Source organism: Pseudomonas sp. GL_103, from assembly GCF_057835175.1.
Genome location: NZ_CM174420.1, coordinates 6,232,053 through 6,256,565 on the forward strand (window position 1 = coordinate 6,232,053; position 24,513 = coordinate 6,256,565).

Here is a 24,513-nt window from a genome sequence, read left to right on the forward strand (position 1 = left end):
ATGCCACGCCCTGCTCGCGTCAGCCGGCTACTGCTCTGTGGGACCGTTGTTTTGGGGGGCTGCGTGCAACTGGGCCCGGATTTCCAGTCGCCGGCCCAGCCCTGGGTCGACCACTGGAACAGCCCGGCCCTGGAGATCGTCGGCCAACAACACGCGCAACCCGACAGCCGCCAATGGTGGCGCGTGTTCAACGACCCGGTGCTGGACCATTTGATGGCCGAAGCCGATGCCCACAACCCCGACCTGCACATCGCTGGGCTGCGGGTCATGGAGTCCCGGGCACAATTGGGTATCGCCCTGAGTGGGCGCTACCCGCAATTGCAACAAGCCAGCGCCGACAGCCTGTACCTGAACCGTCGACAGTCGGGCGGCGCCAACCCCCAGGACACGCATTTCTGGCAACACAGCGTCGGCTTCGATATCGGCTGGGAGCTGGATTTCTGGGGGCGTTTCAGCCGTGCCATCGAGTCGGCGGATGCGTCCTGGTTTGCCGCCCAGGCCAACTATGAAAATGCCTTGGTGCTGTTGCACGCGCAACTGGCGCAAAACTACTACGCCTTGCGCACCGCCGAGGCGCGCCTGGCCATCGCCCGCAGTAACGCCAAATTGCAGAAGCGCAGCTACGAGATCACCGAGCGCCTGTTCAACAGCGGGGCCGAAGCCGAACTCGATCTGCAACAAGCCAAGACCCAGTACCTGGGCACCCTCAGCACCATCCCGGAATTCGAGAGCCAAGTGGCGAGCCTGCGCAATGCGTTGTCCACCCTGATCGGCCGGCCACCCGGCTCGATCCCTGACCTCAATCGCAACACCGGCTTAGTGCCGCTGCTCGATACTGCGGTCTTGCAGGATGTGCCGGCCAACCTGCTGGTGCGGCGCCCCGATGTACGCGCTGCCGAACTGCAAGTGGCAGCGCAGTCGGCGTTGATCGGTGTGGCCGAGACCGACCTGTACCCCTCCATCAGCCTGCTGGGCAGCATCGTCTGGTCCGCCAGTTCGCTCAACGCTGCGCCCAATACCCTCGACATGGTGGCCGGCCCCAGCCTGCGCTGGGACATCTTCGACCACGGCCGCATCACCAACAACATCCGCGTGCAGGATGCGCGCTTGCAGCAATTGATCGTTATCTACCAGGACAGCGTGCGCCAGGCGGCCCGTGAGGCCGACGATGCCGCGACCGGCTTGATCAAAGCGCTGGAGCGCGACCTTATCCTCAGAGATGCATCGGTGGCCGCCGAACGTTCGGTGACCCTGGCCAACGCCCAATACCGCGAAGGCTATTCCGATTTCCAGCGCGTGCTGGATGCCCAGCGGGCCCTGTTTGCCCAACAGGATATCTACCTGGTCAACCGTGGCACCGCGGTCAACAGCCTGATCGCGCTGTACAAAGCCCTGGGCGGCGGCTGGTACAGCGACCAGCCGCTGATCGACCCGGCCACCCGCAAACAAATGCAAGAACGGACCGATTGGGGCGATCTGCTCGACGAACCGAAGGAAAGTGCCCATGACTGACAGCCAACAACCGGTCGACGAGAAAGCCCCGGCACCTGCCGCCGACCCTGCGAAAAAAGCGATCAACTGGGTGGTGCTGCTGATCATCCTGAGTCTGGTCTGGTACCTGATGGCCGACCGCTACACCCCCTACACGCAACAGGCACGAGTGCAGGCCTTCATTGTGCCGGTGGCCGCCGAGGTATCCGGCCGGGTGACCAAGGTGAATGTACGCAACAACCAGGACGTCAAGGCCGGCGAATTGCTGTTTGAAGTCAACCCGGAGCAGTACCAGATCGCCGTCGATCGCGCCCGCGCCGACCTTGAATCGACCCGTCGCCAGGTGGGCGCCAACACCGCCGGCGTCGACTCCAAGCAAGCCTCCCTGCGCGCGTCCCAGGCCAACGAACTCAAGGCACGCCAGGACATCCAGCGGCTTGAACGCCTGTACAGCGAAGACCCGGGTACCATCTCGCTGCGCCGCCTGGAGATATCCCGCGCCACCCTGTCAGAATCCATCAGCCAGGTCGCCGCGGCCAAGGCCGAAGTGCAACGCGCGCGGGAACAACAGGGCGGTAATGAAGACGAAAACGCCCAATTGCTCAGCGCCGCCAGCAACCTTGAAAAAGCCGAACTGGACTTGAGCAATACCAAGGTCCACGCGCGCTCGGCCGGCCTGATCACCGATCTGCGCACCGATGTCGGCCAGTTCGCCGCCGCCGGTGCTCCGGTGATGACCCTGATCGCTATCCACGATGTGTGGATCAGCGCCGACATGACCGAAAACAATCTGGGCAGTGTCCAGCCCGGGACGCCAGTGTCCATCATCCTAGACGCCCACCCGGGCAGAATTTTCAAAGGCCATGTGCGCAGCGTCGGCTATGGCGTCGATATCGGCCAGACCACCCAGCCGGGCAGCCTGCCGACAGTGGAGAACAGTCGCGATTGGCTACGCCCTGCCCAGCGCTTTCCGGTCATCATCGAGTTCGAGCCCGGTGAGTTGACCGGCCCGCAAGGTATCCGGTCCGGCGGACAGGCCGAAGTCATGGCATTCCCGAGTGAAAGTAACCCGCTGAATATCCTGGGTCGCTTGTTCCTGCGCGTGATGAGCTGGATGTCCTATGCGTATTGAGCGCCCGGCCCGGGTTCAGCGCGCCCTGCGCCTGAGCTTCGGCACGGCGCTGTGCCTGGCGGCTAGCTTTGGTCTGGCCCTGCCCATCCCGTTCCTCTCGCCGATGCTGGCGCTGATGATGCTGGCAGCGATGAACCGACCGTTGCCGTTCAAGGCCAGCCTGGGCCTGATCCTGATCCTTATGCTGACCACCGGGACCGGCCTGCTGCTCATTCCCCTGCTGCGTTACTACCCGTTCAGTGGCGTGTTGCTGGTCGGACTGTGCCTGTTCCTGGCCTTTGGTTATGGCTTGCGTGGCGGCAACCCGCTGGTGGCGACTTTCCTGGTGGTGGGCCTGACCTTGATCAGCTCGGCCGGAACCGCTGAATTCGCCCTGGCGCTTGAGGTGATCGTGGCCCTGGTCAAGGGCCTGTTCCTGGCCGTCACCGCGCTGACCATCAGCCATTGGCTGTTTCCCGACCCCGCCAGCGCCCCCGCGGCCAAACCCGGCCCGAGCCTTACCCCAACCGAAAGCGGCTGGCTGGCGCTACGGGCCACGCTGGTGGTGCTGCCGACTTTCCTGTTGGCCATGATCGACCCGGCCAGCTACCTGCCAATCATCATGAAAGCCGTCAGCCTCGGCCAACAAAGCTGCGCGACCAGCGCCCGCACCGCTGGCCAGGAATTGCTCGGCTCAACCCTGCTCGGTGGCCTGATGGCGATTCTTTTCTGGTGTGCGCTGAGCCTGTTCGTCAACCTGTGGATGTTCTTTCTGTGGATGTTGCTGTTCGGTTTGCTGGCGGCCAGAAAGCTCTATGGCCTGGCCCTGACCCGACAACCACCGAGTTTCTGGCTCAACAGCCTGGCGACCCTGATCATTCTGCTCGGCCAATCGGTGCAGGACAGCGCAGCGGGCAAGGATGTCTACACCGCCTTCGCCATTCGTATGGGCCTGTTCATCCTGGTGACCTTGTACGCCTGCGTCATGGTCTATCTGCTGGACACACGGCGCCAACGTCGAATTACGACCGCCTAGAAACAGAAAAACCCCCTGAGAAGGGGGTTTTTCATCTGTGGATAACTTATTCCACAGTGACCGACTTCGCCAGGTTGCGCGGTTGGTCAACGTCGGTGCCTTTGAGCACGGCGACGTAGTACGACAGCAGTTGCAGCGGGATGGTGTAGAGAATCGGCGACAGGATGTCGTGGATGTGCGGCATGTGCACCACGTGGGTGCCTTCACCGTTGGTCATGCCGGCCTTCTCGTCTGCGAAGACGATCAACTGGCCACCGCGGGCGCGGACTTCCTGAAGGTTGGACTTCAGCTTCTCCAGCAGTTCGTTGTTCGGCGCCACTGTCACCACTGGCATATCGTTATCCACAAGCGCCAACGGGCCGTGTTTCAGCTCACCGGCCGGATAGGCTTCGGCGTGGATGTAGGAGATTTCCTTGAGCTTGAGTGCCCCTTCCATCGCTACCGGGAACTGCGCGCCACGGCCGAGGAACAGCGTGTGGTGTTTCTCGGCGAACAGCTCGGAGATTTTTTCCACGGTGCTGTCCATGGCCAGCGCTTCACCCAGACGGGTCGGCAAACGACGCAGTTCTTCGACCAGCGTCGCTTCGACACCTTCGGCCAAGGTGCCACGAACCTGGCCCAGGGAAAGCGTCAGCAACAACAGGCCAACCAATTGCGTGGTGAAGGCTTTGGTCGATGCCACACCGATTTCGCGACCGGCCTGGGTCAACAGGGTCAGATCGGATTCACGCACCAGCGAGCTGATGCCGACGTTGCAGATCGCCAGGCTGGCGAGGTAGCCCAGTTCCTTGGCGTTGCGCAGCGCAGCCAGGGTGTCGGCGGTTTCGCCGGACTGGGAAATGGTCACGAACAGGGTGTCCGGCTGCACCACTACCTTGCGGTAGCGGAATTCGCTGGCGACTTCGACCTGGCAAGGAATACCGGCCAGCTCTTCAAGCCAGTAACGCGCGACCATACCGGCGTGGTAGCTGGTGCCGCACGCGACGATCTGTACGTTACGCACTTTGGCGAACAGCTCGGCAGCCTGTGGGCCGAATGCCTGTACCAGCACCTGGTTCTGGCTCAGGCGACCTTCCAGGGTGCGCTGCACCACGGACGGTTGCTCGTGGATTTCCTTGAGCATGAAGTGGCGGTACTCGCCCTTTTCAGCGGCTTCGGCGCCGTCGCGATACTGCACGGCTTCGCGCTCGACAGCCTGGCCGTTGACGTCCCAGATCTGCACGCTGTCGCGGCGGATTTCGGCGATATCGCCTTCTTCCAGGTACATGAAGCGGTCGGTGACCTGACGCAGGGCCAACTGGTCGGACGCCAGGAAGTTTTCTCCCAGGCCCAGACCGATCACCAGCGGGCTGCCGCTGCGGGCTGCGACCAGGCGATCAGGTTGCTGCATGCTGATCACTGCCAGGCCGTAAGCGCCGTGCAGTTCTTTGACAGTTGCCTTGAGGGCCACGGTCAGGTCGTTCAGATCCTTGAGTTTGTGGTTCAGCAGGTGAGCGATGACTTCGGTGTCGGTGTCCGAGGTGAACACATAACCCAGGGCCTTGAGTTGTTCACGCAGGGCTTCGTGGTTTTCGATGATGCCGTTGTGCACCACCGCCAGGTCGCCGGAGAAATGCGGGTGAGCATTGCGCTCGCACGGTGCACCGTGGGTGGCCCAACGGGTATGGGCGATGCCCAGACGACCGACCAGAGGCTCGGCAGCCAGTGCTTGTTCCAGCTCACTGACCTTGCCCGGGCGACGCACGCGCTCGAGTTTTTCGTCATTGGTGTAGACCGCTACGCCAGCGCTGTCATACCCACGGTATTCCAGGCGCTTCAGGCCTTCGACCAGGATGGCGGTGATGTTACGTTCTGCGACTGCGCCGACAATTCCACACATGCTATTTCTCCTGACTGACAGCCGCGCAAATCAAATTGATGCCGCGGGCCTGAATCTGATCGCGAGCCTCTAGCGGCAGGCGTTCATCGGTAATAAGGGTATGGACACTGCTCCAGGGCAGCTCCAGGTTGGGAATCTTGCGGCCAATCTTGTCGGCCTCCACCATCACGACCACTTCGCGGGCGACTTCGGCCATGACCCGGCTCAGCCCGAGCAGTTCGTTGAAGGTGGTTGTACCGCGAACCAGATCGATGCCATCGGCGCCGATAAACAACTGGTCGAAATCGTAGGAGCGTAGTACCTGCTCGGCAACCTGCCCCTGAAAGGACTCGGAATGCGGGTCCCAGGTTCCACCTGTCATCAACAGCACCGGTTCGTGCTCGAGTTCACTCAGGGCATTGGCGACATGCAACGAGTTGGTCATCACCACCAGGCCGGGTTGCTGTCCGAGTTCCGGGATCATGGCGGCGGTGGTACTGCCACTGTCGATAATGATCCGCGCATGCTCGCGAATCCGCGCGACGGCGGCACGGGCGATGGCTTGCTTGTACTTGGAAACCGGCTGACCGAGGTCGGCGACCAGCTCCTGAGGCATGGTGATCGCCCCGCCGTAACGACGCAGCAACAGGCCATTGCTTTCAAGCGCCGCCAGATCCTTGCGAATCGTAACTTCCGACGTTTCGAAGCGCTTGGCCAACTCATCCACACTGACTTCGCCCTGCTCATTGAGCAAGGCGAGGATGTTGTGACGACGCTGAGGTGTGTTGCGCTTCGACATGAGCTGGTAAGTTTCGTTTCGAAAGATAACGGAAGCAATCAAAACCTATCAGCGAAACTTCGTCAAGCGCCAAGCGATAAAAAGAACTGTGGATAAAAGCATCGCGGGCAAGTCGGAGCGACGATCCGACTTGCCCGCGAATACGAAAGATCAGCCTGTGAATAACTTCAGACGATCATCCACATGTGGATAACTCAGCTCTTCTTGATTTTCTCCGGCCGCTTCCAGCCATCGATGTTCTTCTGACGAGCACGCCCGATAGCCAACTGGGATTTATCCACAGTCGAGGTAATGGTCGAGCCGGCCGCCGTGGTCGCGCCGTCGAGGATATCCACAGGCGCCACCAACGAGTTGTTGGAACCGATGAACACATCTTCGCCCAGCACGGTTTTCCACTTGTTGGCGCCGTCATAGTTGCAAGTGATGGTGCCTGCACCGATGTTGGTGCGCGCGCCCACTTCGGCATCACCCAGATAAGCCAGGTGACCGGCCTTGGCGCCTTCGCCCATGTGAGCGTTTTTCAACTCGACGAAGTTACCCACATGGGCCCGGGCTTCCAGCACGGTACCTGGACGCAGACGCGCAAACGGGCCGGCATCGCTGCCTTCACCCAGAATGGCACCTTCGATATGGCTGTTGGCCTTGATGACCACGCCTTTGCGCAGGGTGCTGTCCTTGATCACGCAGTTCGGGCCAATGACCACGTCATCTTCAATGACGACTTTGCCTTCAAGGATCACGTTGATGTCGATCAACACATCGCGGCCTACGGTCACGTCTCCGCGCACGTCGAATCTTGCCGGGTCGCGCAGCGTCACACCTTGAGCCATCAAACGACGACCGGCGCGCAATTGATAATGCCGTTCCAGATCGGAAAGCTGCTTGCGGTCATTGGCGCCCTGCACTTCCATGGCGTCGTGCGGATGCTCGGTGGCCACCACCAGACCATCGCTCACGGCCATGGCAATGATGTCGGTCAGGTAGTACTCGCCCTGGGCATTGTTATTGGAGAGTCGGCTCATCCAGTCGCCAAGACGGGCAAAAGGCAACGCCACAATTCCGGTATTGCCTTCGGTGATTTTGCGTTCGGCTTCGTTGGCATCTTTCTGTTCGACGATGGCCGCAACCTTGCCGGCTGCGTCACGAATGATGCGACCGTAACCGGTCGGGTCATCCAGTTCGACAGTCAGCAAGCCCAGCTGCTGCGTACCCACCTGCTTGAGCAGACGCTGCAGGGTTTCGACCTCGATCAACGGCACATCGCCGTAGAGCACCAGCACGGTGTCGGACTGAATGAATGGCACTGCCTGAGCAACGGCGTGACCGGTACCCAACTGTTTATCCTGCAGGACGAAGTTCAGGTCATCCGCCGCCAGGCGTTCGCGAACGGCATCGGCACCGTGACCGATCACGACGTGGATACGCTGTGGATCAAGTTGCCGGGCGCTGTGGATAACATGGCCGAGCATGGAGTTGCCGGCAATCGGGTGCAAGACCTTCGGCAAAGCGGAACGCATACGCGTGCCTTGGCCAGCAGCAAGAATAACGATTTCAAGAGACATGACTGGCTACCAATCCTGGGTGGTCAGCGGCTGCGACCAGGTTGTAAAAATCGGAAAAGAAAAAAGGGTAGCCGAGGCTACCCTTTTTAATCAATCACACAACAAGTGCTGCCTTAGTGGCCGAACTTCTTGCGGATCTGCTGGACGGTGCGCAGCTGAGCTGCAGCCTCGGCCAGACGTGCGGCAGCAGAACCGTAATCGAATTCTGCACCACGTTCATGCAAGGCCTTCTCGGCTGCCTTAACGGCTTCCTGAGCGGAGGCTTCATCCAGGTCGGCAGCACGTTGCACGGTGTCGGCAAGAACCTTGACCATGTTCGGCTGAACCTCGAGGAAACCACCGGAGATGTAATACACCTCCTCTTCCCCGCCCTGCTTGACCAGGCGGATCGGACCTGGCTTCAGATTAGTGATCAGCGGCGCGTGACCCAGAGCGATACCAAGATCACCCAGTGCACCGTGCGCAATCACCATCTCGACCAGACCGGAAAAGATTTCTCCTTCCGCGCTGACGATATCGCAATGGACTGTCATAGCCATCTGATTGCCTCAACCTAAATTAGCGCCCGTTGCCGGGCGCCGGGATTACAGTTTCTTGGCTTTCTCGATCGCTTCTTCGATGCCGCCAACCATGTAGAACGCTTGTTCTGGCAGGTGGTCGTAGTCACCGTTGAGGATGCCTTTGAAGCCAGCAATGGTGTCTTTCAGGGAAACGTATTTACCCGATGCACCGGTGAAGACTTCAGCCACGAAGAACGGTTGCGACAAGAAGCGCTGGATCTTACGAGCACGGTTTACCAACTGCTTGTCGGCTTCCGACAGCTCGTCCATACCCAGGATCGCAATGATGTCCTTCAGTTCTTTGTAACGCTGCAGAACGTACTGAACGCCGCGAGCGGTGTCGTAGTGGTCCTGGCCGATTACGTTCGGGTCCAGCTGGCGCGAAGTCGAATCCAGTGGGTCTACCGCTGGGTAGATACCCAGGGAAGCGATGTCACGGGACAGAACGACGGTAGCGTCCAAGTGGGCGAAGGTGGTCGCTGGCGACGGGTCGGTCAAGTCATCCGCAGGTACGTATACCGCTTGGATCGAGGTGATCGAACCTTCCTTGGTCGAAGTGATACGTTCTTGCAGAACGCCCATCTCTTCAGCCAGGGTCGGCTGGTAGCCTACTGCGGAAGGCATACGGCCCAGCAGTGCGGATACTTCAGTACCGGCCAAGGTGTAACGGTAGATGTTGTCGACGAACAGCAGAACGTCGTTACCTTCGTCACGGAACTTCTCGGCCATGGTCAGGCCAGTCAGTGCTACGCGCAGACGGTTACCCGGCGGCTCGTTCATCTGACCGTAAACCAGTGCCACTTTGTCCAGAACGTTGGAGTCCTTCATCTCGTGGTAGAAGTCGTTACCCTCACGAGTACGCTCACCAACACCTGCGAACACGGAATAACCGCTGTGCTCGATGGCGATGTTACGGATCAGTTCCATCATGTTTACGGTCTTGCCTACACCGGCACCACCGAACAGACCGACTTTACCGCCTTTGGCGAACGGGCAAACCAGGTCGATAACCTTGATGCCGGTTTCCAGCAGGTCGTTGCCGCCTGCCTGTTCAGCGAACGAAGGCGCTGGACGGTGAATGCCCCAACGCTCTTCAGTGGCGATAGGGCCAGCTTCGTCGATCGGGTTGCCCAGAACGTCCATGATCCGGCCCAGAGTCGCTTTACCGACCGGTACGGAGATGGCTGCGCCAGAGTCGACAACGTCCAGACCGCGCTTCAAGCCTTCGGTGGAACCCATCGCAATGGTACGAACCACGCCGTCGCCCAGCTGCTGCTGAACTTCCAGGGTGGTCCCGGCCGCGCTTTGTACAGTCAGCGCGTTGTAGATGCTCGGTACGCTGTCGCGTGGAAATTCCACGTCGATAACGGCGCCGATGATTTGAACGATACGTCCGCTACTCATAGCTGGATCCTCTGAATATTTGAACCGTTAAACCGCGGCAGCGCCGCCGACGATTTCCGAGATCTCTTGGGTGATCGCAGCCTGACGCGCCTTGTTGTAGACCAGCTGCAAATCGCTGATCAAATCACCGGCGTTGTCGGTAGCGTTCTTCATCGCGATCATCCGCGCAGCTTGTTCAGCCGCGTTGTTCTCGACCACCGCCTGGTAGACCTGAGACTCCACGTAACGGACCATCAAGCCGTCCAGCAGCTCCTTGGCATCCGGTTCGTAGAGATAGTCCCAGTGGTGCTTGAGGTCTTGATCCGGGGTTGCCACCAGTGGAATCAACTGCTCCACGGTAGGCTGTTGCGTCATGGTGTTGATGAACTTGTTGGACACCACGGACAAGCGGTCAATACGGCCGTCCAGGTAGGCATCCAGCATCACCTTGACGCTGCCGATCAGATCATTGATCGACGGCTCTTCACCCAGGTGGCTGATAGCTGCAACGACGTTACCGCCGAAGTTGCGGAAAAAGGCCGCACCCTTGCTACCAACGACACACAGATCGATCTCGACGCCGTTTTCGCGGTTTACCGCCATGTCCTTGACCAGGGCCTTGAACAGGTTGGTGTTCAAGCCGCCGCACAGACCACGGTCACTGCTCACTACGACATAACCGACACGCTTGATTTCGCGGTCGATCATGAACGGGTGGCGGTATTCCGGGTTGGCGTTGGCCAGATGCCCAATTACCTGGCGGATACGCTCCGCATAAGGACGGCTAGCAGCCATGCGCATTTGTGCCTTGCGCATTTTGCTGACCGCCACTTTTTCCATGGCGCTGGTAATCTTTTGCGTGCTTTTGATGCTCGCAATCTTACTGCGAATCTCTTTTGCGCCTGCCATGTAACACCTATCAGGTTAGCAAGCGGGAGCCTTGCGGCTCCCGCTGCGGCTTACCAGGTTTGGGTGGCCTTGAACTTCTCGATACCGGCTTTCATGCCAGCGTCGATTTCGTCATTGAAGTCACCTTTCACGTTGATCTTCGCCATCAAATCGGCGTGATCGCGGTTGAAGAAAGCAATCAGCGCTTGCTCGAAGCTGCCGATCTTGGCGATTTCAACGTCAGTCAGGAACCCACGCTCAGCGGCATACAGCGACAGCGCCATGTCAGCGATCGACATTGGTGCGTATTGCTTCTGCTTCATCAGCTCGGTAACGCGCTGACCATGCTCAAGTTGCTTACGGGTCGCTTCGTCCAGGTCAGAAGCGAACTGGGCGAATGCCGCCAGTTCACGGTACTGAGCCAGAGCGGTACGGATACCACCGGACAGCTTCTTGATGATCTTGGTCTGAGCGGCACCACCCACACGGGATACCGAAACACCGGCGTTCACTGCAGGGCGGATGCCCGAGTTGAACATGGCCGATTCCAGGAAGATCTGACCGTCGGTGATGGAAATCACGTTGGTCGGAACGAACGCGGAAACGTCGCCAGCCTGGGTTTCGATGATCGGCAGTGCGGTCAGGGAACCGGTTTTGCCGGTCACTGCGCCGTTGGTGAACTTCTCTACGTATTCTTCCGAAACGCGGGATGCGCGCTCCAGCAGACGGGAGTGGAGATAGAACACGTCGCCTGGGTAAGCTTCACGGCCTGGTGGACGGCGCAGCAGCAGGGAAATCTGGCGGTAAGCCACTGCTTGCTTGGACAGATCGTCATAAACGATCAGCGCGTCTTCACCGCGGTCGCGGAAGAATTCACCCATGGTGCAACCGGAGTACGGTGCCAGGAATTGCAGCGCAGGAGATTCCGAAGCACTGGCAGCCACGATGATCGTGTTGGCCAGGGCGCCGTTTTCTTCCAGCTTGCGAACCACGTTGGCGATGGTCGATTGTTTCTGACCGATCGCTACGTAGACGCAGAAAATGCCGCTGTTCTTCTGGTTGATGATCGCGTCGATCGCCAGAGCGGTTTTACCGATCTGACGGTCACCGATGATCAGCTCACGCTGGCCACGGCCGACAGGGATCATGGCATCGACAGCCTTGTAGCCAGTCTGTACAGGCTGGTCTACCGACTTACGCCAGATCACGCCTGGAGCAACTTTCTCGACCGCGTCGGTCTCGGTGTTGCCCAGTGGACCTTTGCCGTCAACAGGGTTACCCAATGCGTCGACTACGCGACCCAGCAGTTCCTTACCAACCGGAACTTCCAGGATGCGGCCAGTGCACTTGGCGCTCATGCCTTCAGCCAGAGACTGGTAAGCGCCCAATACAACGGCACCTACGGAGTCTTGCTCCAGGTTGAGGGCCATACCGAAGACGCCGCCCGGAAACTCGATCATCTCGCCGTACATTACGTCGGCCAGACCGTGAATCCGCACGATACCGTCAGATACGCTGACGACAGTGCCTTCGTTACGGGCTTGGGAGGTCACATCGAGCTTGTCGATGCGGCCCTTGATAATTTCACTTATTTCGGAAGGATTGAGTTGCTGCATTGCTCTGCTGCCCCTTCAAACTCAAGATTTCAATGCTTCGGCAAGTTTCGCGATTTTGCCGCGAATCGAGCCATCGATAACCAGGTCGCCGGCGCGGATGACGACACCACCAATAAGGGCAGCGTCCTCCGCAACTTGCAGGCGCACTTCCCGGTTGAGTCGTGCACTGAGAACCTTGGCGAGTTTGTCTTGCTGTTCTTGGTTCAATGCGAAAGCACTGGTGACTTCAACGTCTACCGATTTCTCTTGTTCGGCCTTGTACAGGTCGAACAGAGCGGCGATCTCCGGCAACAGCGGGAGACGGTCGTTTTCGGCAACGACGTGGATGAAGTTCTGTGCCTTGGCATCAAACTTGTCGCCGCACACGTCAATAAACGTGGCGGCCTTTTCTGCGCTCGTCAGTCGCGGGGCCTTGAGCACGCGCTGCATGGTGTCGTCTTCCGACACCGCTGCAGCCAGGCCGAGCATGGCTGACCAATTGGCCAGTTGCTGGTGGGCCTGAGCGTGCTCGAAGGCCGCCTTAGCGTAAGGTCGGGCCAACGTGGTCAGTTCTGCCATGATCGCCCTCGCTTAGATTTCAGCAGCCAGTTGGTTAACCAGCTCTGCGTGCGCGTTTTGATCGATTGTGGCACCCAGGATCTTCTCGGCGCCGCCGACTGCCAGCAAGCCCACTTGGGCACGCAGCGCGTCTTTGACACTGTTCAGTTCCTGTTCGATCTCGGCCTGAGCCTGAACCTTCACACGGTCAGCGTCGACACGGGCTTTTTCAACAGCCTCTTCGACAATCTGGTTACCGCGTTTCTTGGCTTGCTCGATGATTTCAGCTGCCTGAGCTTTCGCTTCGCGCAGTTGGTGACCCGCTTTCTCTTGGGCCAACTCCAGGTCGCGAGCTGCACGGCTGGCAGCGTCCAGACCATCAGCGATCTTCTTTTGACGTTCGTGCAGTGCCGCAATGACCGGAGGCCATACGAACTTCATGCAGAACAGTACAAAAATCAGGAACGCAACGGACTGGCCAATCAGGGTCGCATTAATGTTCACGCCAACACCTCGCAGTTACGTTGTCCATCACACCAAATTACCCGGAAGATCCGAGTAATTAGCCAGCGATTTGACCAACGAACGGGTTCGCAAAGGTGAAGAACAGAGCGATACCAACACCGATCATGGTTACGGCGTCGAGCAGACCGGCAACGATGAACATTTTAACTTGCAGCATTGGAACCATTTCTGGCTGACGCGCTGCGCCTTCCAGGAACTTGCCGCCCAGCAGGCCGAAACCAATTGCGGTACCCAGTGCGCCCAGGCCGATCAACAGTGCAACAGCGATAGCGGTTAGACCAACTACAGTTTCCATCTTTCCTCCCGACTTTTACGTCGTATGGTTTAGGTTTTTTAGATTAAAGCGGTAAAACAAATCGTTTCAGATGCCCCGTAAGGAGCACCTTCCCGTTTTACCGGGAAGGACATCAGACTAGTCGAGACTGGTCTTAATGGTTTTCTTCGTGTGCCATCGACAGGTAAACGATGGTCAACATCATGAAGATGAACGCCTGCAGGGTGATGATCAGGATGTGGAACACAGCCCACGCCCACTGCAGAACAACGCCCAGGCCACTAAGCCAGAGCAGACCGCTGCCGAACATCACAGCAATCAGAATGAAGACCAGCTCGCCGGCGTACATGTTGCCGAACAGACGCAGAGCCAGGGAGATCGGCTTGGCGATCAGGGTCACGAATTCCAGCAGGAAGTTCACCGGGATCAGCAGCGCCTGAAGGAAGATGTTCTTGCTGCCGAACGGGTGCAGGGTCAGCTCACCGATGAAGCCGCCGAGGCCCTTGATCTTGATGCTGTAGAAAATGATCAGCGCGAACACCGAGAAGGCCATGGCCAGAGTCGCGTTCGGATCGGTGGTCGACACGGCGCGGAACGGGATGTGCGCGTCGCCGGAGATCCACATGGCTACTTGAGGAATCCAGTCGACCGGTACCAGGTCGACGGCGTTCATCATGAACACCCAGACGAAGATGGTCAGTGCCAGTGGTGCAACCACCGGGCTACGGCCATGGAAGCTGTCTTTCACGCTGCCATCGACGAATTCGACCAATACTTCAACGAAGTTCTGCAAAGCACCAGGTACACCGGTAGTCGCCTTCTTCGCCGCCATGCGGAAAAGGAGAACGAAAATCAGACCCAATGCGACCGACCAGCCGAGGGTATCGACGTGGAAAGCCCAGAAGCCCATTTCCTTGGCTTCTGCTGCGGTGTGGGCAAAGCCCCAGCCGCCGGTAGGGTGCTGACCGAAGGTCAGGTTCTGCAAGTGGTGCTGGATATAGCCCGAAGCGGTTGTTTCTGCCATGGTTGCCTCAAACGCCCTAAGGTCTCGAAAGTCTTGTTCTCATCAGCAGGGGAGCGAACCAGCTGACCGACTGAGTCAGCACGAAGGCACCGAATACTGCAATCGGCGCCAGTGGCTTCACACCTGCAAACACCAGTGCAAACAGCACTGCCGTCAAAATCAGTTTGCCTGCCTCGCCGGCATAAAAAGACCGGACGATGGACTGGGCTGCTCGGGCGCCGGAAAACCGAAATGCCCTGTGAGCGAAATAAACATTGGGTAGCAAGGCTATCAGGCCTCCGCAGAGTCCCGAGTACCCGGCAACGACTCCATATCGGTACCAGAGCGCCAAAGCGGCGATCAGCAACACGACAAATTGAGCCATTAACACCGGAAAAACTGCCAGGCGATGGAAGGGCAGGCGGTTTGGCGTGCGGGTTTCCATCACTTTTACTCCCCAATGGTCGGCTGCCGAAATTCAATAACTTGGCATAATTTGTGCCGACAAAATGCGCGCAGAGTATAGGGGCGGTTCTGCCCCTATTCAACTGTCAGGTAGTGATTTCCGACTGCGCGCTACATGAGGAAATGTTTCAGCGGATATGTGCAAGTACGCCTTGAAGCTCATCCAGTGAGTTGTAGCCAATCACCAACTGCCCTTTACCCTTCTTACCGTGGCGGATCTGCACCGCAGAGCCTAGGCGCTCGGCCAGGCGCTGTTCGAGACGGGCGATATCCGGGTCCGGTTTTGCCGCTTCCACAGGCTCCGGTTTACCACTCAACCACTGACGAACCAGTGCCTCGGTTTGGCGCACAGTCAGTCCGCGTGCGACAACATGTCGCGCCCCTTCAACCTGTTGAATTTCCGGCAAACCGAGCAAAGCACGGGCATGACCCATTTCCAGGTCGCCGTGGGACAACATGGTCTTGATGACTTCCGGCAAGGAAATCAGGCGCAACAGGTTGGCCACGGTCACCCGGGACTTGCCCACAGCTTCGGCCACCTGTTGCTGGGTCAGCTGGAACTCCTGCTGCAAACGCTGCAAGGCCACCGCTTCTTCAATCGGGTTCAAGTCTTCGCGCTGGATGTTCTCGATCAGCGCAATCGCGATCGCGGTTTCATCGGGTACATCGCGCACCATCGCCGGGATCGTTTCCTGCCCGGCTTGCTGGCTGGCGCGCCAGCGACGTTCGCCGGCAATGATCTCGAAGCGGCCGCTGCCGATCGGGCGAACCACGATGGGCTGCATGACGCCCTGGGCCTTGATCGACTGTGCCAGCTCTTCGAGGGCCTGCGGATCCATGTCACGACGCGGCTGGTACTTGCCACGCTGGAGCAGATCCAGGGGCAGATGTTGCAGCTCGCGCTGATCGGCTTGCGTCGCTTGTTCTTCAAGCAAGCTGACAGTCGGACCACTCAACAGAGCATCCAGTCCACGTCCGAGACCTCGTTTCTTGACGGCCATGGGGATTCCTTAAGTTGCCTGAGCAGCGGCGATGCGTGAGTTTTTGCGTTGACGACGAACCATTTCGCCCGCCAATGCCAGGTAGGCAACGGCGCCTCGCGACGCTTTGTCGTACGCCAGCGCCGGCATGCCGTAGCTTGGCGCTTCGGCCAGACGGATGTTGCGCGGAATGACGGTGTCGTAGAGCTGCTCGCCGAAGTGTTCCTTGAGCTGCGCCGAGACATCGTTCATCAGGCTCAGGCGCGGGTCGTACATCGTACGCAGCAGGCCTTCGACCTTGAGGTTCGGGTTCAGCAGTTCAGAGATACGCTTGATGTTATCCACAAGGTCGCTCAAGCCTTCGAGTGCGAAGTACTCGCACTGCATGGGGATAATGACCCCGTCGGCGGCAACCAGTGCGTTCAAGGTCAGCATCGACAGCGACGGCGGGCAGTCGATCAGGATGTAATCGTAGTTTTCCCGGATCGGCGCCAGCGCGCTGCGCAGACGACTTTCCTTCATCTGCATTTCCAGCAGAACCACTTCGGCCGCGGTGAGGTCGCGGTTGGCCGGCAACAGCTGGTAACCACCGTGTTCGGAGAAATGCATGGCCTGGGCCAGATCACATTCTCCGATCAGCAGGTCGTAGACCGAGTTTTCCAGGCCATGTTTATCCACACCGCTACCCATGGTGGCGTTGCCCTGTGGATCAAGATCGATCAACAGCACCCGGCGCTTGGTCGCGACCAGGGATGCTGCGAGGTTGATGCAGGTGGTGGTTTTGCCCACGCCACCTTTTTGGTTCGCAATCGCGAATACCTTAGCCATTCTTGCTTGTGTTCCCAATCATGCCGTGCGGCGCAGTATCAGCAGATGGCGTTGGCCTTGGCAACCAGGAACGGCCAGGGCGTGTTCGCTATCGAGGTGGAAGTCTGCCGGCAATGCTACCAGCTCATCGGCCGGATGAACGCCCTTCATTGCCAGCCAGCGTGTTTCGCTATCGCCGAGGTGGCGAGTCCAGTTGCTGAAGTTTTCCATGCTGCTGAACGCCCGGGAAATGATCCCGTTGAACGGCTGGGCAGGCTGGAACGCTTCGACGCGACTGTGGATAACTTGCAGGTTATCCAGTTTGAGTTCGAGTTTGACCTGGGTCAGGAAGCGGGTTTTCTTGCCGTTGCTGTCCAGACAGGTCACCTGGGACTCGGGAAACAGGATCGCCAGCGGAATGCCAGGCATGCCGCCGCCACTGCCGACGTCGAGCCAGCGACCGTTTTCGATGAACGACATCACGCTCAGGCTATCGAGCAAGTGACGGGAAACCATTTCGTCCGGATCACGCACGGCGGTGAGGTTGTAAGCCTTGTTCCATTTGATCAACAGGGCCAGGTAACCCAGCAGTTGTGCGTGCTGGGTTTCTGTCAGCGTGACACCGAGTTGGCGAGCACCTGTGGATAACTCTTCTGCGTGTTGCGAAGTGACCAACGAACTCAAGCGCTTTGCTCCAACTGACGGCCCGCGCCGCGTTTTTTCAAATGAATCATCAACAGCGAAATGGCTGCCGGCGTAACGCCCGGTATACGCGAGGCCTGGCCCAGGGTTTCTGGACGGGTCGCACCGAGCTTGCTCTGGATCTCCTTGGAGAGACCGGAAATATTCGTGTAATCGATATCCACAGGCAATTTGGTGTCTTCGCTGGCTCGCAGGCGGGCGATTTCATCCTGTTGACGATCGATGTAGCCGGCGTACTTGGTCTTGATTTCGACCTGCTCGGCAACCTGTGGATCTTCTGCGCCCCCACCGGTCACGGCGATCAGACCAGCGTAGTCGATTTCCGGACGGCTCAAGAGATTGAGCAGGTTGTATTCGTGAGTCAGTGGCGTGCCGAATTTTTCGGCAATGGCATCGCCCTGTTCGGTGCCCGGGCGTACCCAGGTGCTTTTCAGGCGCTGCTCTTCCAGTTCGATGCTTTCGCGTTTTTTGCAGAAAGCCGCCCAGCGCACGTCATCGACCAGGCCCAGTTCGCGACCTTTTTCGGTCAAGCGCAGGTCGGCGTTGTCTTCGCGCAGGATCAAGCGATATTCGGCGCGGGACGTGAACATCCGGTACGGCTCTTGGGTACCAAGGGTAATCAGGTCGTCGACCAACACGCCGATATAGGCCTCGTCGCGACGCGGGCACCAGGCGTCTTTGCCTTGCGCACGCAGTGCAGCGTTGGTCCCGGCGAGCAAACCCTGGGCACCGGCTTCTTCGTAACCGGTTGTGCCGTTGATTTGCCCGGCAAAGAACAGACCGCCGATGACTTTGGTTTCCAGGCTGTATTTCAAATCCCGTGGATCGAAGTAGTCGTACTCGATCGCGTAGCCCGGCCGCACGATGTGCGCGTTTTCCATGCCGCGGATCGATTGCACGATCTGCAATTGCACGTCGAACGGCAAGCTTGTGGATATCCCGTTCGGATACAGCTCATGGGTGGTCAAACCTTCCGGTTCGATGAACACCTGATGGCTTTCCTTGTCGGCAAAGCGATGGATCTTGTCTTCGATCGACGGGCAATAACGCGGGCCGATCCCTTCGATCTCACCGGCAGCGGAATACATCGGCGAACGGTCGAGGTTCGCGGCAATGATTTCGTGTGTGCGCGCATTCGTGTGGGTAATCCAGCAGCTGACTTGCTTCGGATGCTGCTCTTTGGACCCCATGAACGACATCACCGGGATCGGCGTATCACCCGGTTGCTCGGACATCACCGAGAAATCCACAGACCGGCCATCGATACGCGGTGGTGTACCGGTTTTCAGACGACCCACACGCAATGGCAGTTCACGCAGACGGTGAGCCAGTGCGATCGATGGCGGATCACCGGCGCGACCGCCGGAAAAATTCTGCAAACCGATGTGGATAAGTCCACCGAGGAACGTGCCGGTGGTCAACACCACGGAATCGGCGAGGAAACGCAGACCCATTTGCGTGACAACACCACGGACTTGTTCCTGCTCGACGATCAGGTCGTCAGCGGCTTGTTGAAATATCCACAGGTTCGGCTGGTTTTCCAGGATTTCGCGGACAGCGGCCTTGTACAGAACCCGGTCTGCCTGTGCGCGGGTTGCTCGCACGGCCGGGCCTTTGCGGCTGTTCAACACGCGAAACTGGATACCGCCTTTATCGGTAGCCATGGCCATCGCGCCGCCGAGGGCGTCGATTTCCTTGACCAAGTGACTTTTGCCGATCCCGCCAATGGCCGGATTGCAACTCATGGCACCGAGGGTTTCCACGTTATGCGTCAGCAACAGGGTTTTAACCCCCATACGTGCTGAGGCCAGTGCTGCCTCGGTACCGGCATGACCGCCGCCGATGACGATCACTTCAAAACGGGAAGGGAAATCCACCACGCACCTCGTGCCTGCTTAAGTAGGTAATTCAGGAATAGTTTGAGCTCAGGTTTTTGGACCTGGTCGACAAGTATAGGGACTTCGCCCTTCCTAAAGAACCCTTTGCACAAAATTTAACCAGCTGTGGAAAAGTCGGAGTTATAGAAATTAAAAAGAAAGAAATTTATTAAATCTTTGTTTTTATGTTTATTTCTATACACCTGACTTTCTGTGGATAGATTGATACAGGCCTTTATTTTCAATGTGTACAGAGATTCAAAACCCTGTGTTCATGTGCCAATGAGGCCCTTGGATAACCGGTGTAAGCCTGTGGATGAAAGGGGTGGTTATCCACAGAGGAGGTTATGTTCAGTTTTCAGGCCCTGTTATCAACTGCCCTTAGCCGCGGTTATTCACAGGGCTTAATCCACAGAAAAGTGCTGTTTGCTCGAAATTCGGGTACAGGAATTCCGCTCAAGCAGACGAAGTCCGCTCGGCACTGGAGGTTTTTTTCAGAAAAGGAGAGAGCAGACAGGCACAAATGGCCTGTCTGTGAATAACAGGAGGGCTACTTACCGATACAGAAGCTGGAGAAAATCCGCCCCAGCAGGTCATCGGAACTGAAAGCACCGGTGATTTCACCCAGCGACTGCTGAGCCTGGCGCAAATCCTCGGCCAATAACTCGCCAGCACCGGCCAGGGTCAATTGAGCACGGCCATGCTCAAGGGCAGCACTGGCATGACGTAGTGCCTCAAGGTGTCGCCGGCGAGCGCTGAAGCTGCTTTCGGACGTTTGTTCATAGCCCATGCAGGCCTTGAGGTGATCACGCAGCAGCTCCAGCCCGACACCACCAGACTTGGCGCTCAGGCTGATGGTGACATGGCCGTCCTCGCTGACTTCCAGGGCAATGGCTTCGCCCGTAAGGTCGGCCTTGTTGCGGATCAGGGTGACTTTCGCGGGATCGGGACGGATTTCGAGAAACTCCGGCCAGAGTGCGAAAGGATCGAGGGCTTCCGGTGCCATGGCATCGACCACCAGCAATACCCGATCCGCTTCGCCGATGGCTTTCAAGGCACGCTCGACACCGATTTTTTCCACATGATCATCGGTATCGCGCAGACCGGCGGTATCCACCACATGCAGGGGCATGCCATCGATGTGGATATGTTCACGCAGGACGTCACGGGTGGTGCCGGCAATTTCGGTCACGATCGCCGCTTCACGCCCGGCCAGGGCATTGAGCAGGCTGGACTTACCGGCATTCGGACGACCGGCAATGACCACGGTCATACCGTCACGCAGCAAGGCGCCCTGCCCGGCTTCGCGGATGACGGTGGATAACTCGTCGCGCACCTTGTCGAGCATGCTCAGGACGTGGCCATCGGCGAGGAAGTCGATTTCCTCTTCCGGAAAATCGATGGCCGCTTCGACATAGATGCGCAGGCCGATCAATTGCTCGGTAAGGTTATGCACACGTGACGAGAAAGCACCCTGCAGGGAGCGCAATGCGTTACGCGCAGCCTGGGCAGAACTGGCTTCAATCAGGTCGGCAATGGCTTCGGCCTGGGCGAGGTCCAGTTTGTCGTTGAGGAAGGCGCGCTCACTGAATTCCCCCGGTCGGGCGAGACGGCAACCCAGTTCCAGGCAGCGCTTGAGCAACATATCCAGAACGATCGGACCGCCATGGCCTTGCAGCTCCAGCACATCTTCGCCTGTGAACGAGTTCGGGCCGGGGAAATACAAGGCAATGCCCTGGTCCAGCACCTCGTCGTTTTCACTGAAAAACGGACCGTAGTGAGCAAATCGCGGCTTGAGCTCGCGACCGGTGAAGGCCTTGGCCGCAACGCTGGCCAACGGCCCGGAAATACGCACGATGCCTACACCGCCGCGACCTTGAGCGGTGGCGACGGCTGCGATGGTTTCACGAGGAACGCTCATAAACCGGTATCCAGACAAAAGTGACAGATAGCAAAACGCCCCACTAGGGGGCGTTTTGAGTGGTTATCCACAGTGTAAATCAGGCAGCTGCTTTAGCGGCCGCTTCGATCTTACGTGTGATGTACCACTGTTGGGCGATCGACAGGCAGTTGTTCACTACCCAGTACAGCACCAGACCAGCCGGGAACCACAGGAAGAAGAAGGTGAAGATGATTGGCATCAGCTTCATCACCTTGGCCTGCATCGGATCCGGAGGAGTCGGGTTCAGCTGCTGCTGGATGAACATGGTTGCACCCATGATGATCGGCAGGATGAAGAACGGATCCTTGATCGACAGGTCAGTAATCCACAGCATGAACGGCGCCTGACGCATCTCGACGCTTTCCAGCAGAACCCAGTACAGCGAGAGGAAAACCGGCATCTGCACGAGGATTGGCAAGCAACCACCCAGCGGATTGATCTTCTCTTTCTTGTACAGCTCCATCATGGCTTGCGACATTTTCTGCCGGTCATCGCCATGTTGCTCTTTCAGCGCGGCCAGTTTCGGTGCCACTGCACGCATGCGCGCCATGGATTTGTAGCTGGCAGCCGACAGTGGGAAGAAGATCCCTTTGATCAGCATGGTCAGGAAGATGATCGACCAGCCCCAGTTACCCACAATGGCGTGGATATGTTGCAGCAACCAGAAGATCGGTTGGGCGATGAACCACAGAATGCCGTAGTCGACCGTCAGTTCCAGACCTGGGGACAACTCTTTCAGCACGGCCTGGCTTTTCGGGCCGGCGTACAGAACAGCGCTGGTCTCGGCCTTGGCACCCGGTGCAACACTCATCGATGGGCCGGTGTAGCCGATGATGTAGTTGCCTTTGCTGTCTTTACGGGTCTGGACGACGTTGTTTTCGCCCTTGGCCGGAATCCATGCGGTCACAAAGTAGTGCTGCAACCAGGCAACCCAACCGCCAGTGACGGTTTCTTTCAACGGCGCCTTGTCCATGTCCTTCATGGACACTTTCTTGTACGGCTCGGAACTTGTCCACAGGGCGGCGCCCAGGTAAGTCGCGGTGCCGGTAGCCGTGGTCGACGAAGGATCGGCGCTGGCGTCGCGCTTCAACTGGGCGAACATCGCACCGGTCCAGGGCTGGGCGCTCTGGTTGTCGATCAGGTAGGAAACGGTTACGTCATACAGGCCGCGTTTCAGGGTGAAACGCTTGATGTAGTTGACGCCGTCCTTGCTGAACTTCAGGTCCACGACCAATTGGTCCTGACCGTCAGCCAGTTGATAAACCTTCTTCTCCGAGGAATAAACCGGACGACCGGCCGAATTGGCATCCGGACCGTTGGTGCCGATCAGACCGCTTTGCGCCAGATAAGTACGTTCACCGCCGTTATCGAACAACTGGAACGGAATTTCCGGGTGATCCTGGCGACGTGGATATTTAGGCAACGTCAGCTGGGCAACATCGCCACCTTGTGGGTCGACAGCCAGGTCCAGTACATCCGTTTTGATCTGGATGAGGTCCTTGCTCACAGCCACCGGCGTTTCGGCAGGTGCGCTGGTGTCGCTTGCAGCACGTGGAATGTCGTCACTGGCGGAAGCGTTGGAGCCAGATGCCGTATCCGGCAGGCCCGATGCAGTCGTATTGGTGGCAACATTCTGAGTCGGCAGGGCAGCCTGGCCATAGTCCTGGTTCCATTTAAGAACCATAACGTAGGACACGATTGCCAGGGCGACGATCAGGATCGTGCGTTTGATATCCATGATTACTCGGCCATCGAAGAAGAACGGGAGGTAGGGATAGGTGGAACCGGGTCATAACCACCGGGATTCCACGGATGACAGCGACCTAAACGACGAAAGGTCAGCCAGCCACCGCGAAGAAGGCCATGATTTTCGATGGCTTCTAACGCGTAGCAGGAACAACTGGGGTAGAAACGACAGTGATCGGCCATCAGGGGACTAATGGCATAGCGATAAAACTGGATCGGAACGAGTGCCAGTTTACGCATCCGGACTGTCTACCCCTACAGGTTCGGCTTTGACTGCTGGTACCGGCGAACTGCGAGCCAGTCGTTTCCAGAGTTTGCCGAAATGCTGAATCAATTCGGGGTTTTCTACGTCACCCAAACCTTTGCGCGCGACGATAACAATGTCCCAGCCGACCAGAGAATCCTGGTTCAGGCGAAACGATTCGCGCATCAGACGTTTGAGGCGATTGCGCTCGACGGAGAGCTTTACGCTCTTTTTCCCGATAACCAACCCGAGACGGGGGTGATCAAGATCGTTGTTGCGCGCAAGGAGCAGGAGATTTTTCCCCGGAACCTTGCCGGTAGGGGAGTCAAAGACTGCCTTGAAATGCCGGGGGGTAAGCAAACGCTTTTCCCGACTGAAGTCCTGACTCACCTCCAGTGCCGGATTATCAAACTGCCAGACGCGCACGACCTTTGGCGCGACGACGCGACAGGACGGCACGACCGTTCTTGGTAGCCATGCGAGCACGGAAACCGTGGGTACGAGCGCGTTTGATAGTGCTTGGTTGGAAAGTACGTTTCATTGTCGTGTTACCTGGTTCGTCCACAACGGGCCGGAATGGCCCCCGTTTTAAGAGACCGGGGATTCTAGAGAAAGCAAGCCTTCAGGTCAATTTCCAACCAGCGTTTCCTTACAAATAGATCTCCAGAGGCTTTTCGGCGCTTGCACCTTGCGTAGATATAAAAATAAGAAAGGAAAGTATTTAAAGCTTTTCTGTAAAGCTTATAAAAGCTAGGCCCGCATCCTTCTGTGGATAACTCAATTCAGCCCTTGTTTTACCTGATGTACAGAGAATGACAACTACGGTGGAAAACAGTGTTCAGCCTGTGCTGCGCTGTCGGATAACCTGTGTGTGAAAGGTCGCCTTATCCACAGGCCGGTTATCCACCGAGTTTCGCCCCCACTTGTGCAATGACCTTAACCCCGGTTATCCACAGAGCTTATGCACAGACCACTGGTCGACTTTTTTGGGTATGAAACGGTGATTCTTCTTGGTCGATGAACCACCTTCGTGTGGATAAGTCGGCGTCTGGTCGCTACAATGGCCGCTTGTTTTTGCCTCACCGGCTTTCAACTTAGGGGATATCC

24 protein-coding genes are annotated in these 24,513 nt (G+C 58.0%); 3 read left to right on the forward strand and 21 right to left on the reverse strand.

Annotated features, from left to right (window positions below):
- From AC3IP0_RS28225 to AC3IP0_RS28235, 3 genes are read left to right on the forward strand one after another with little or no spacing between them, the layout of a single operon-like run.
- Positions 1–1,512, forward strand: a complete 1,512-nt coding sequence (locus AC3IP0_RS28225; protein WP_489317754.1) for an efflux transporter outer membrane subunit — start codon at positions 1–3, stop codon at positions 1,510–1,512.
- Positions 1,505–2,623, forward strand: coding sequence for an HlyD family secretion protein (locus AC3IP0_RS28230; RefSeq protein WP_489317755.1), 1,119 nt, complete (start codon positions 1,505–1,507; stop codon positions 2,621–2,623). Before AC3IP0_RS28225 ends, AC3IP0_RS28230 begins: the two co-directional genes overlap by 8 nt.
- On the forward strand, positions 2,613–3,638 hold the full coding sequence (locus AC3IP0_RS28235) for a DUF2955 domain-containing protein (RefSeq protein ID WP_489317756.1): 1,026 nt from the start codon (positions 2,613–2,615) through the stop codon (positions 3,636–3,638). The genes AC3IP0_RS28230 and AC3IP0_RS28235 overlap by 11 nt, the downstream gene beginning before the upstream one ends.
- Before the next feature lie 46 nt (positions 3,639–3,684).
- Here AC3IP0_RS28235 and glmS read toward each other — a convergent pair whose 3' ends face one another.
- The 21 genes from glmS to rpmH form a co-directional block, all read right to left on the reverse strand.
- A complete protein-coding gene (gene glmS, locus AC3IP0_RS28240; RefSeq protein ID WP_489317757.1) occupies positions 3,685–5,517 on the reverse strand; it encodes a glutamine--fructose-6-phosphate transaminase (isomerizing) in 1,833 nt (610 codons plus the stop codon).
- Between the two features lies 1 nt (position 5,518).
- On the reverse strand, positions 5,519–6,295 hold the full coding sequence (locus AC3IP0_RS28245; protein WP_489317758.1) for a DeoR family transcriptional regulator: 777 nt from the start codon (positions 6,293–6,295) through the stop codon (positions 5,519–5,521).
- Between the two features lie 194 nt (positions 6,296–6,489).
- Positions 6,490–7,857 carry a bifunctional UDP-N-acetylglucosamine diphosphorylase/glucosamine-1-phosphate N-acetyltransferase GlmU gene (glmU, locus tag AC3IP0_RS28250; protein WP_489317759.1) on the reverse strand — a complete coding sequence of 456 codons (1,368 nt, stop codon included), beginning with the start codon at positions 7,855–7,857 and terminating at the stop codon, positions 6,490–6,492.
- Positions 7,858–7,970: 113 nt separating this feature from the next.
- Positions 7,971–8,396: a F0F1 ATP synthase subunit epsilon gene (locus tag AC3IP0_RS28255; protein WP_007969909.1), complete on the reverse strand. Its 426-nt coding sequence runs from the start codon at positions 8,394–8,396 to the stop codon at positions 7,971–7,973.
- Positions 8,397–8,441: 45 nt separating this feature from the next.
- Positions 8,442–9,821, reverse strand: a complete 1,380-nt coding sequence (atpD, locus tag AC3IP0_RS28260; protein WP_008045671.1) for a F0F1 ATP synthase subunit beta — start codon at positions 9,819–9,821, stop codon at positions 8,442–8,444.
- A gap of 27 nt (positions 9,822–9,848) precedes the next feature.
- On the reverse strand, positions 9,849–10,709 hold the full coding sequence (gene atpG, locus AC3IP0_RS28265; RefSeq protein ID WP_008045673.1) for a F0F1 ATP synthase subunit gamma: 861 nt from the start codon (positions 10,707–10,709) through the stop codon (positions 9,849–9,851).
- Between the two features lie 50 nt (positions 10,710–10,759).
- On the reverse strand, positions 10,760–12,304 hold the full coding sequence (gene atpA, locus AC3IP0_RS28270) for a F0F1 ATP synthase subunit alpha (RefSeq protein WP_030132553.1): 1,545 nt from the start codon (positions 12,302–12,304) through the stop codon (positions 10,760–10,762).
- A 21-nt stretch (positions 12,305–12,325) separates the two neighbouring features.
- Positions 12,326–12,862, reverse strand: coding sequence for a F0F1 ATP synthase subunit delta (locus AC3IP0_RS28275; protein ID WP_008045680.1), 537 nt, complete (start codon positions 12,860–12,862; stop codon positions 12,326–12,328).
- 12 nt (positions 12,863–12,874) lie between these two features.
- The gene (locus AC3IP0_RS28280; RefSeq protein WP_008045681.1) at positions 12,875–13,345 is read right to left on the reverse strand and encodes a F0F1 ATP synthase subunit B; all 471 of its coding nucleotides are present in this window, start codon (positions 13,343–13,345) and stop codon (positions 12,875–12,877) included.
- Positions 13,346–13,403: 58 nt separating this feature from the next.
- Positions 13,404–13,661: a F0F1 ATP synthase subunit C gene (atpE, locus tag AC3IP0_RS28285; RefSeq protein ID WP_003097235.1), complete on the reverse strand. Its 258-nt coding sequence runs from the start codon at positions 13,659–13,661 to the stop codon at positions 13,404–13,406.
- Between the two features lie 133 nt (positions 13,662–13,794).
- Complete coding sequence (gene atpB / locus AC3IP0_RS28290) at positions 13,795–14,664, reverse strand: F0F1 ATP synthase subunit A (protein ID WP_489317760.1); 870 nt, start codon at positions 14,662–14,664, stop codon at positions 13,795–13,797.
- A gap of 16 nt (positions 14,665–14,680) precedes the next feature.
- Positions 14,681–15,088: a F0F1 ATP synthase subunit I gene (locus AC3IP0_RS28295; protein WP_008045685.1), complete on the reverse strand. Its 408-nt coding sequence runs from the start codon at positions 15,086–15,088 to the stop codon at positions 14,681–14,683.
- A gap of 148 nt (positions 15,089–15,236) precedes the next feature.
- Positions 15,237–16,109 carry a ParB/RepB/Spo0J family partition protein gene (locus AC3IP0_RS28300; protein WP_150753779.1) on the reverse strand — a complete coding sequence of 291 codons (873 nt, stop codon included), beginning with the start codon at positions 16,107–16,109 and terminating at the stop codon, positions 15,237–15,239.
- Positions 16,110–16,118: 9 nt separating this feature from the next.
- Complete coding sequence (locus AC3IP0_RS28305; RefSeq protein ID WP_046038783.1) at positions 16,119–16,916, reverse strand: ParA family protein; 798 nt, start codon at positions 16,914–16,916, stop codon at positions 16,119–16,121.
- An 18-nt stretch (positions 16,917–16,934) separates the two neighbouring features.
- Positions 16,935–17,579 (reverse strand): 16S rRNA (guanine(527)-N(7))-methyltransferase RsmG, encoded by a 645-nt coding sequence (gene rsmG / locus AC3IP0_RS28310; RefSeq protein WP_007969895.1) that lies wholly within the window; start codon positions 17,577–17,579, stop codon positions 16,935–16,937.
- Complete coding sequence (gene mnmG / locus AC3IP0_RS28315) at positions 17,576–19,474, reverse strand: tRNA uridine-5-carboxymethylaminomethyl(34) synthesis enzyme MnmG (RefSeq protein WP_223443616.1); 1,899 nt, start codon at positions 19,472–19,474, stop codon at positions 17,576–17,578. Before mnmG ends, rsmG begins: the two co-directional genes overlap by 4 nt.
- 550 nt (positions 19,475–20,024) lie before the next feature.
- On the reverse strand, positions 20,025–21,395 hold the full coding sequence (gene mnmE, locus AC3IP0_RS28320) for a tRNA uridine-5-carboxymethylaminomethyl(34) synthesis GTPase MnmE (protein WP_489326378.1): 1,371 nt from the start codon (positions 21,393–21,395) through the stop codon (positions 20,025–20,027).
- 79 nt (positions 21,396–21,474) lie between these two features.
- Positions 21,475–23,154, reverse strand: coding sequence for a membrane protein insertase YidC (gene yidC, locus AC3IP0_RS28325; protein ID WP_489326380.1), 1,680 nt, complete (start codon positions 23,152–23,154; stop codon positions 21,475–21,477).
- 2 nt (positions 23,155–23,156) lie between these two features.
- Positions 23,157–23,402, reverse strand: a complete 246-nt coding sequence (yidD, locus tag AC3IP0_RS28330; RefSeq protein WP_010565858.1) for a membrane protein insertion efficiency factor YidD — start codon at positions 23,400–23,402, stop codon at positions 23,157–23,159.
- On the reverse strand, positions 23,395–23,796 hold the full coding sequence (gene rnpA, locus AC3IP0_RS28335; protein WP_489319833.1) for a ribonuclease P protein component: 402 nt from the start codon (positions 23,794–23,796) through the stop codon (positions 23,395–23,397). Before rnpA ends, yidD begins: the two co-directional genes overlap by 8 nt.
- Positions 23,797–23,812: 16 nt before the next feature.
- Entirely contained in the window at positions 23,813–23,947 is a 135-nt protein-coding gene (gene rpmH / locus AC3IP0_RS28340) for a 50S ribosomal protein L34 (protein WP_003213577.1), read from the reverse strand.
- Positions 23,948–24,513: the final 566 nt, after the last annotated feature.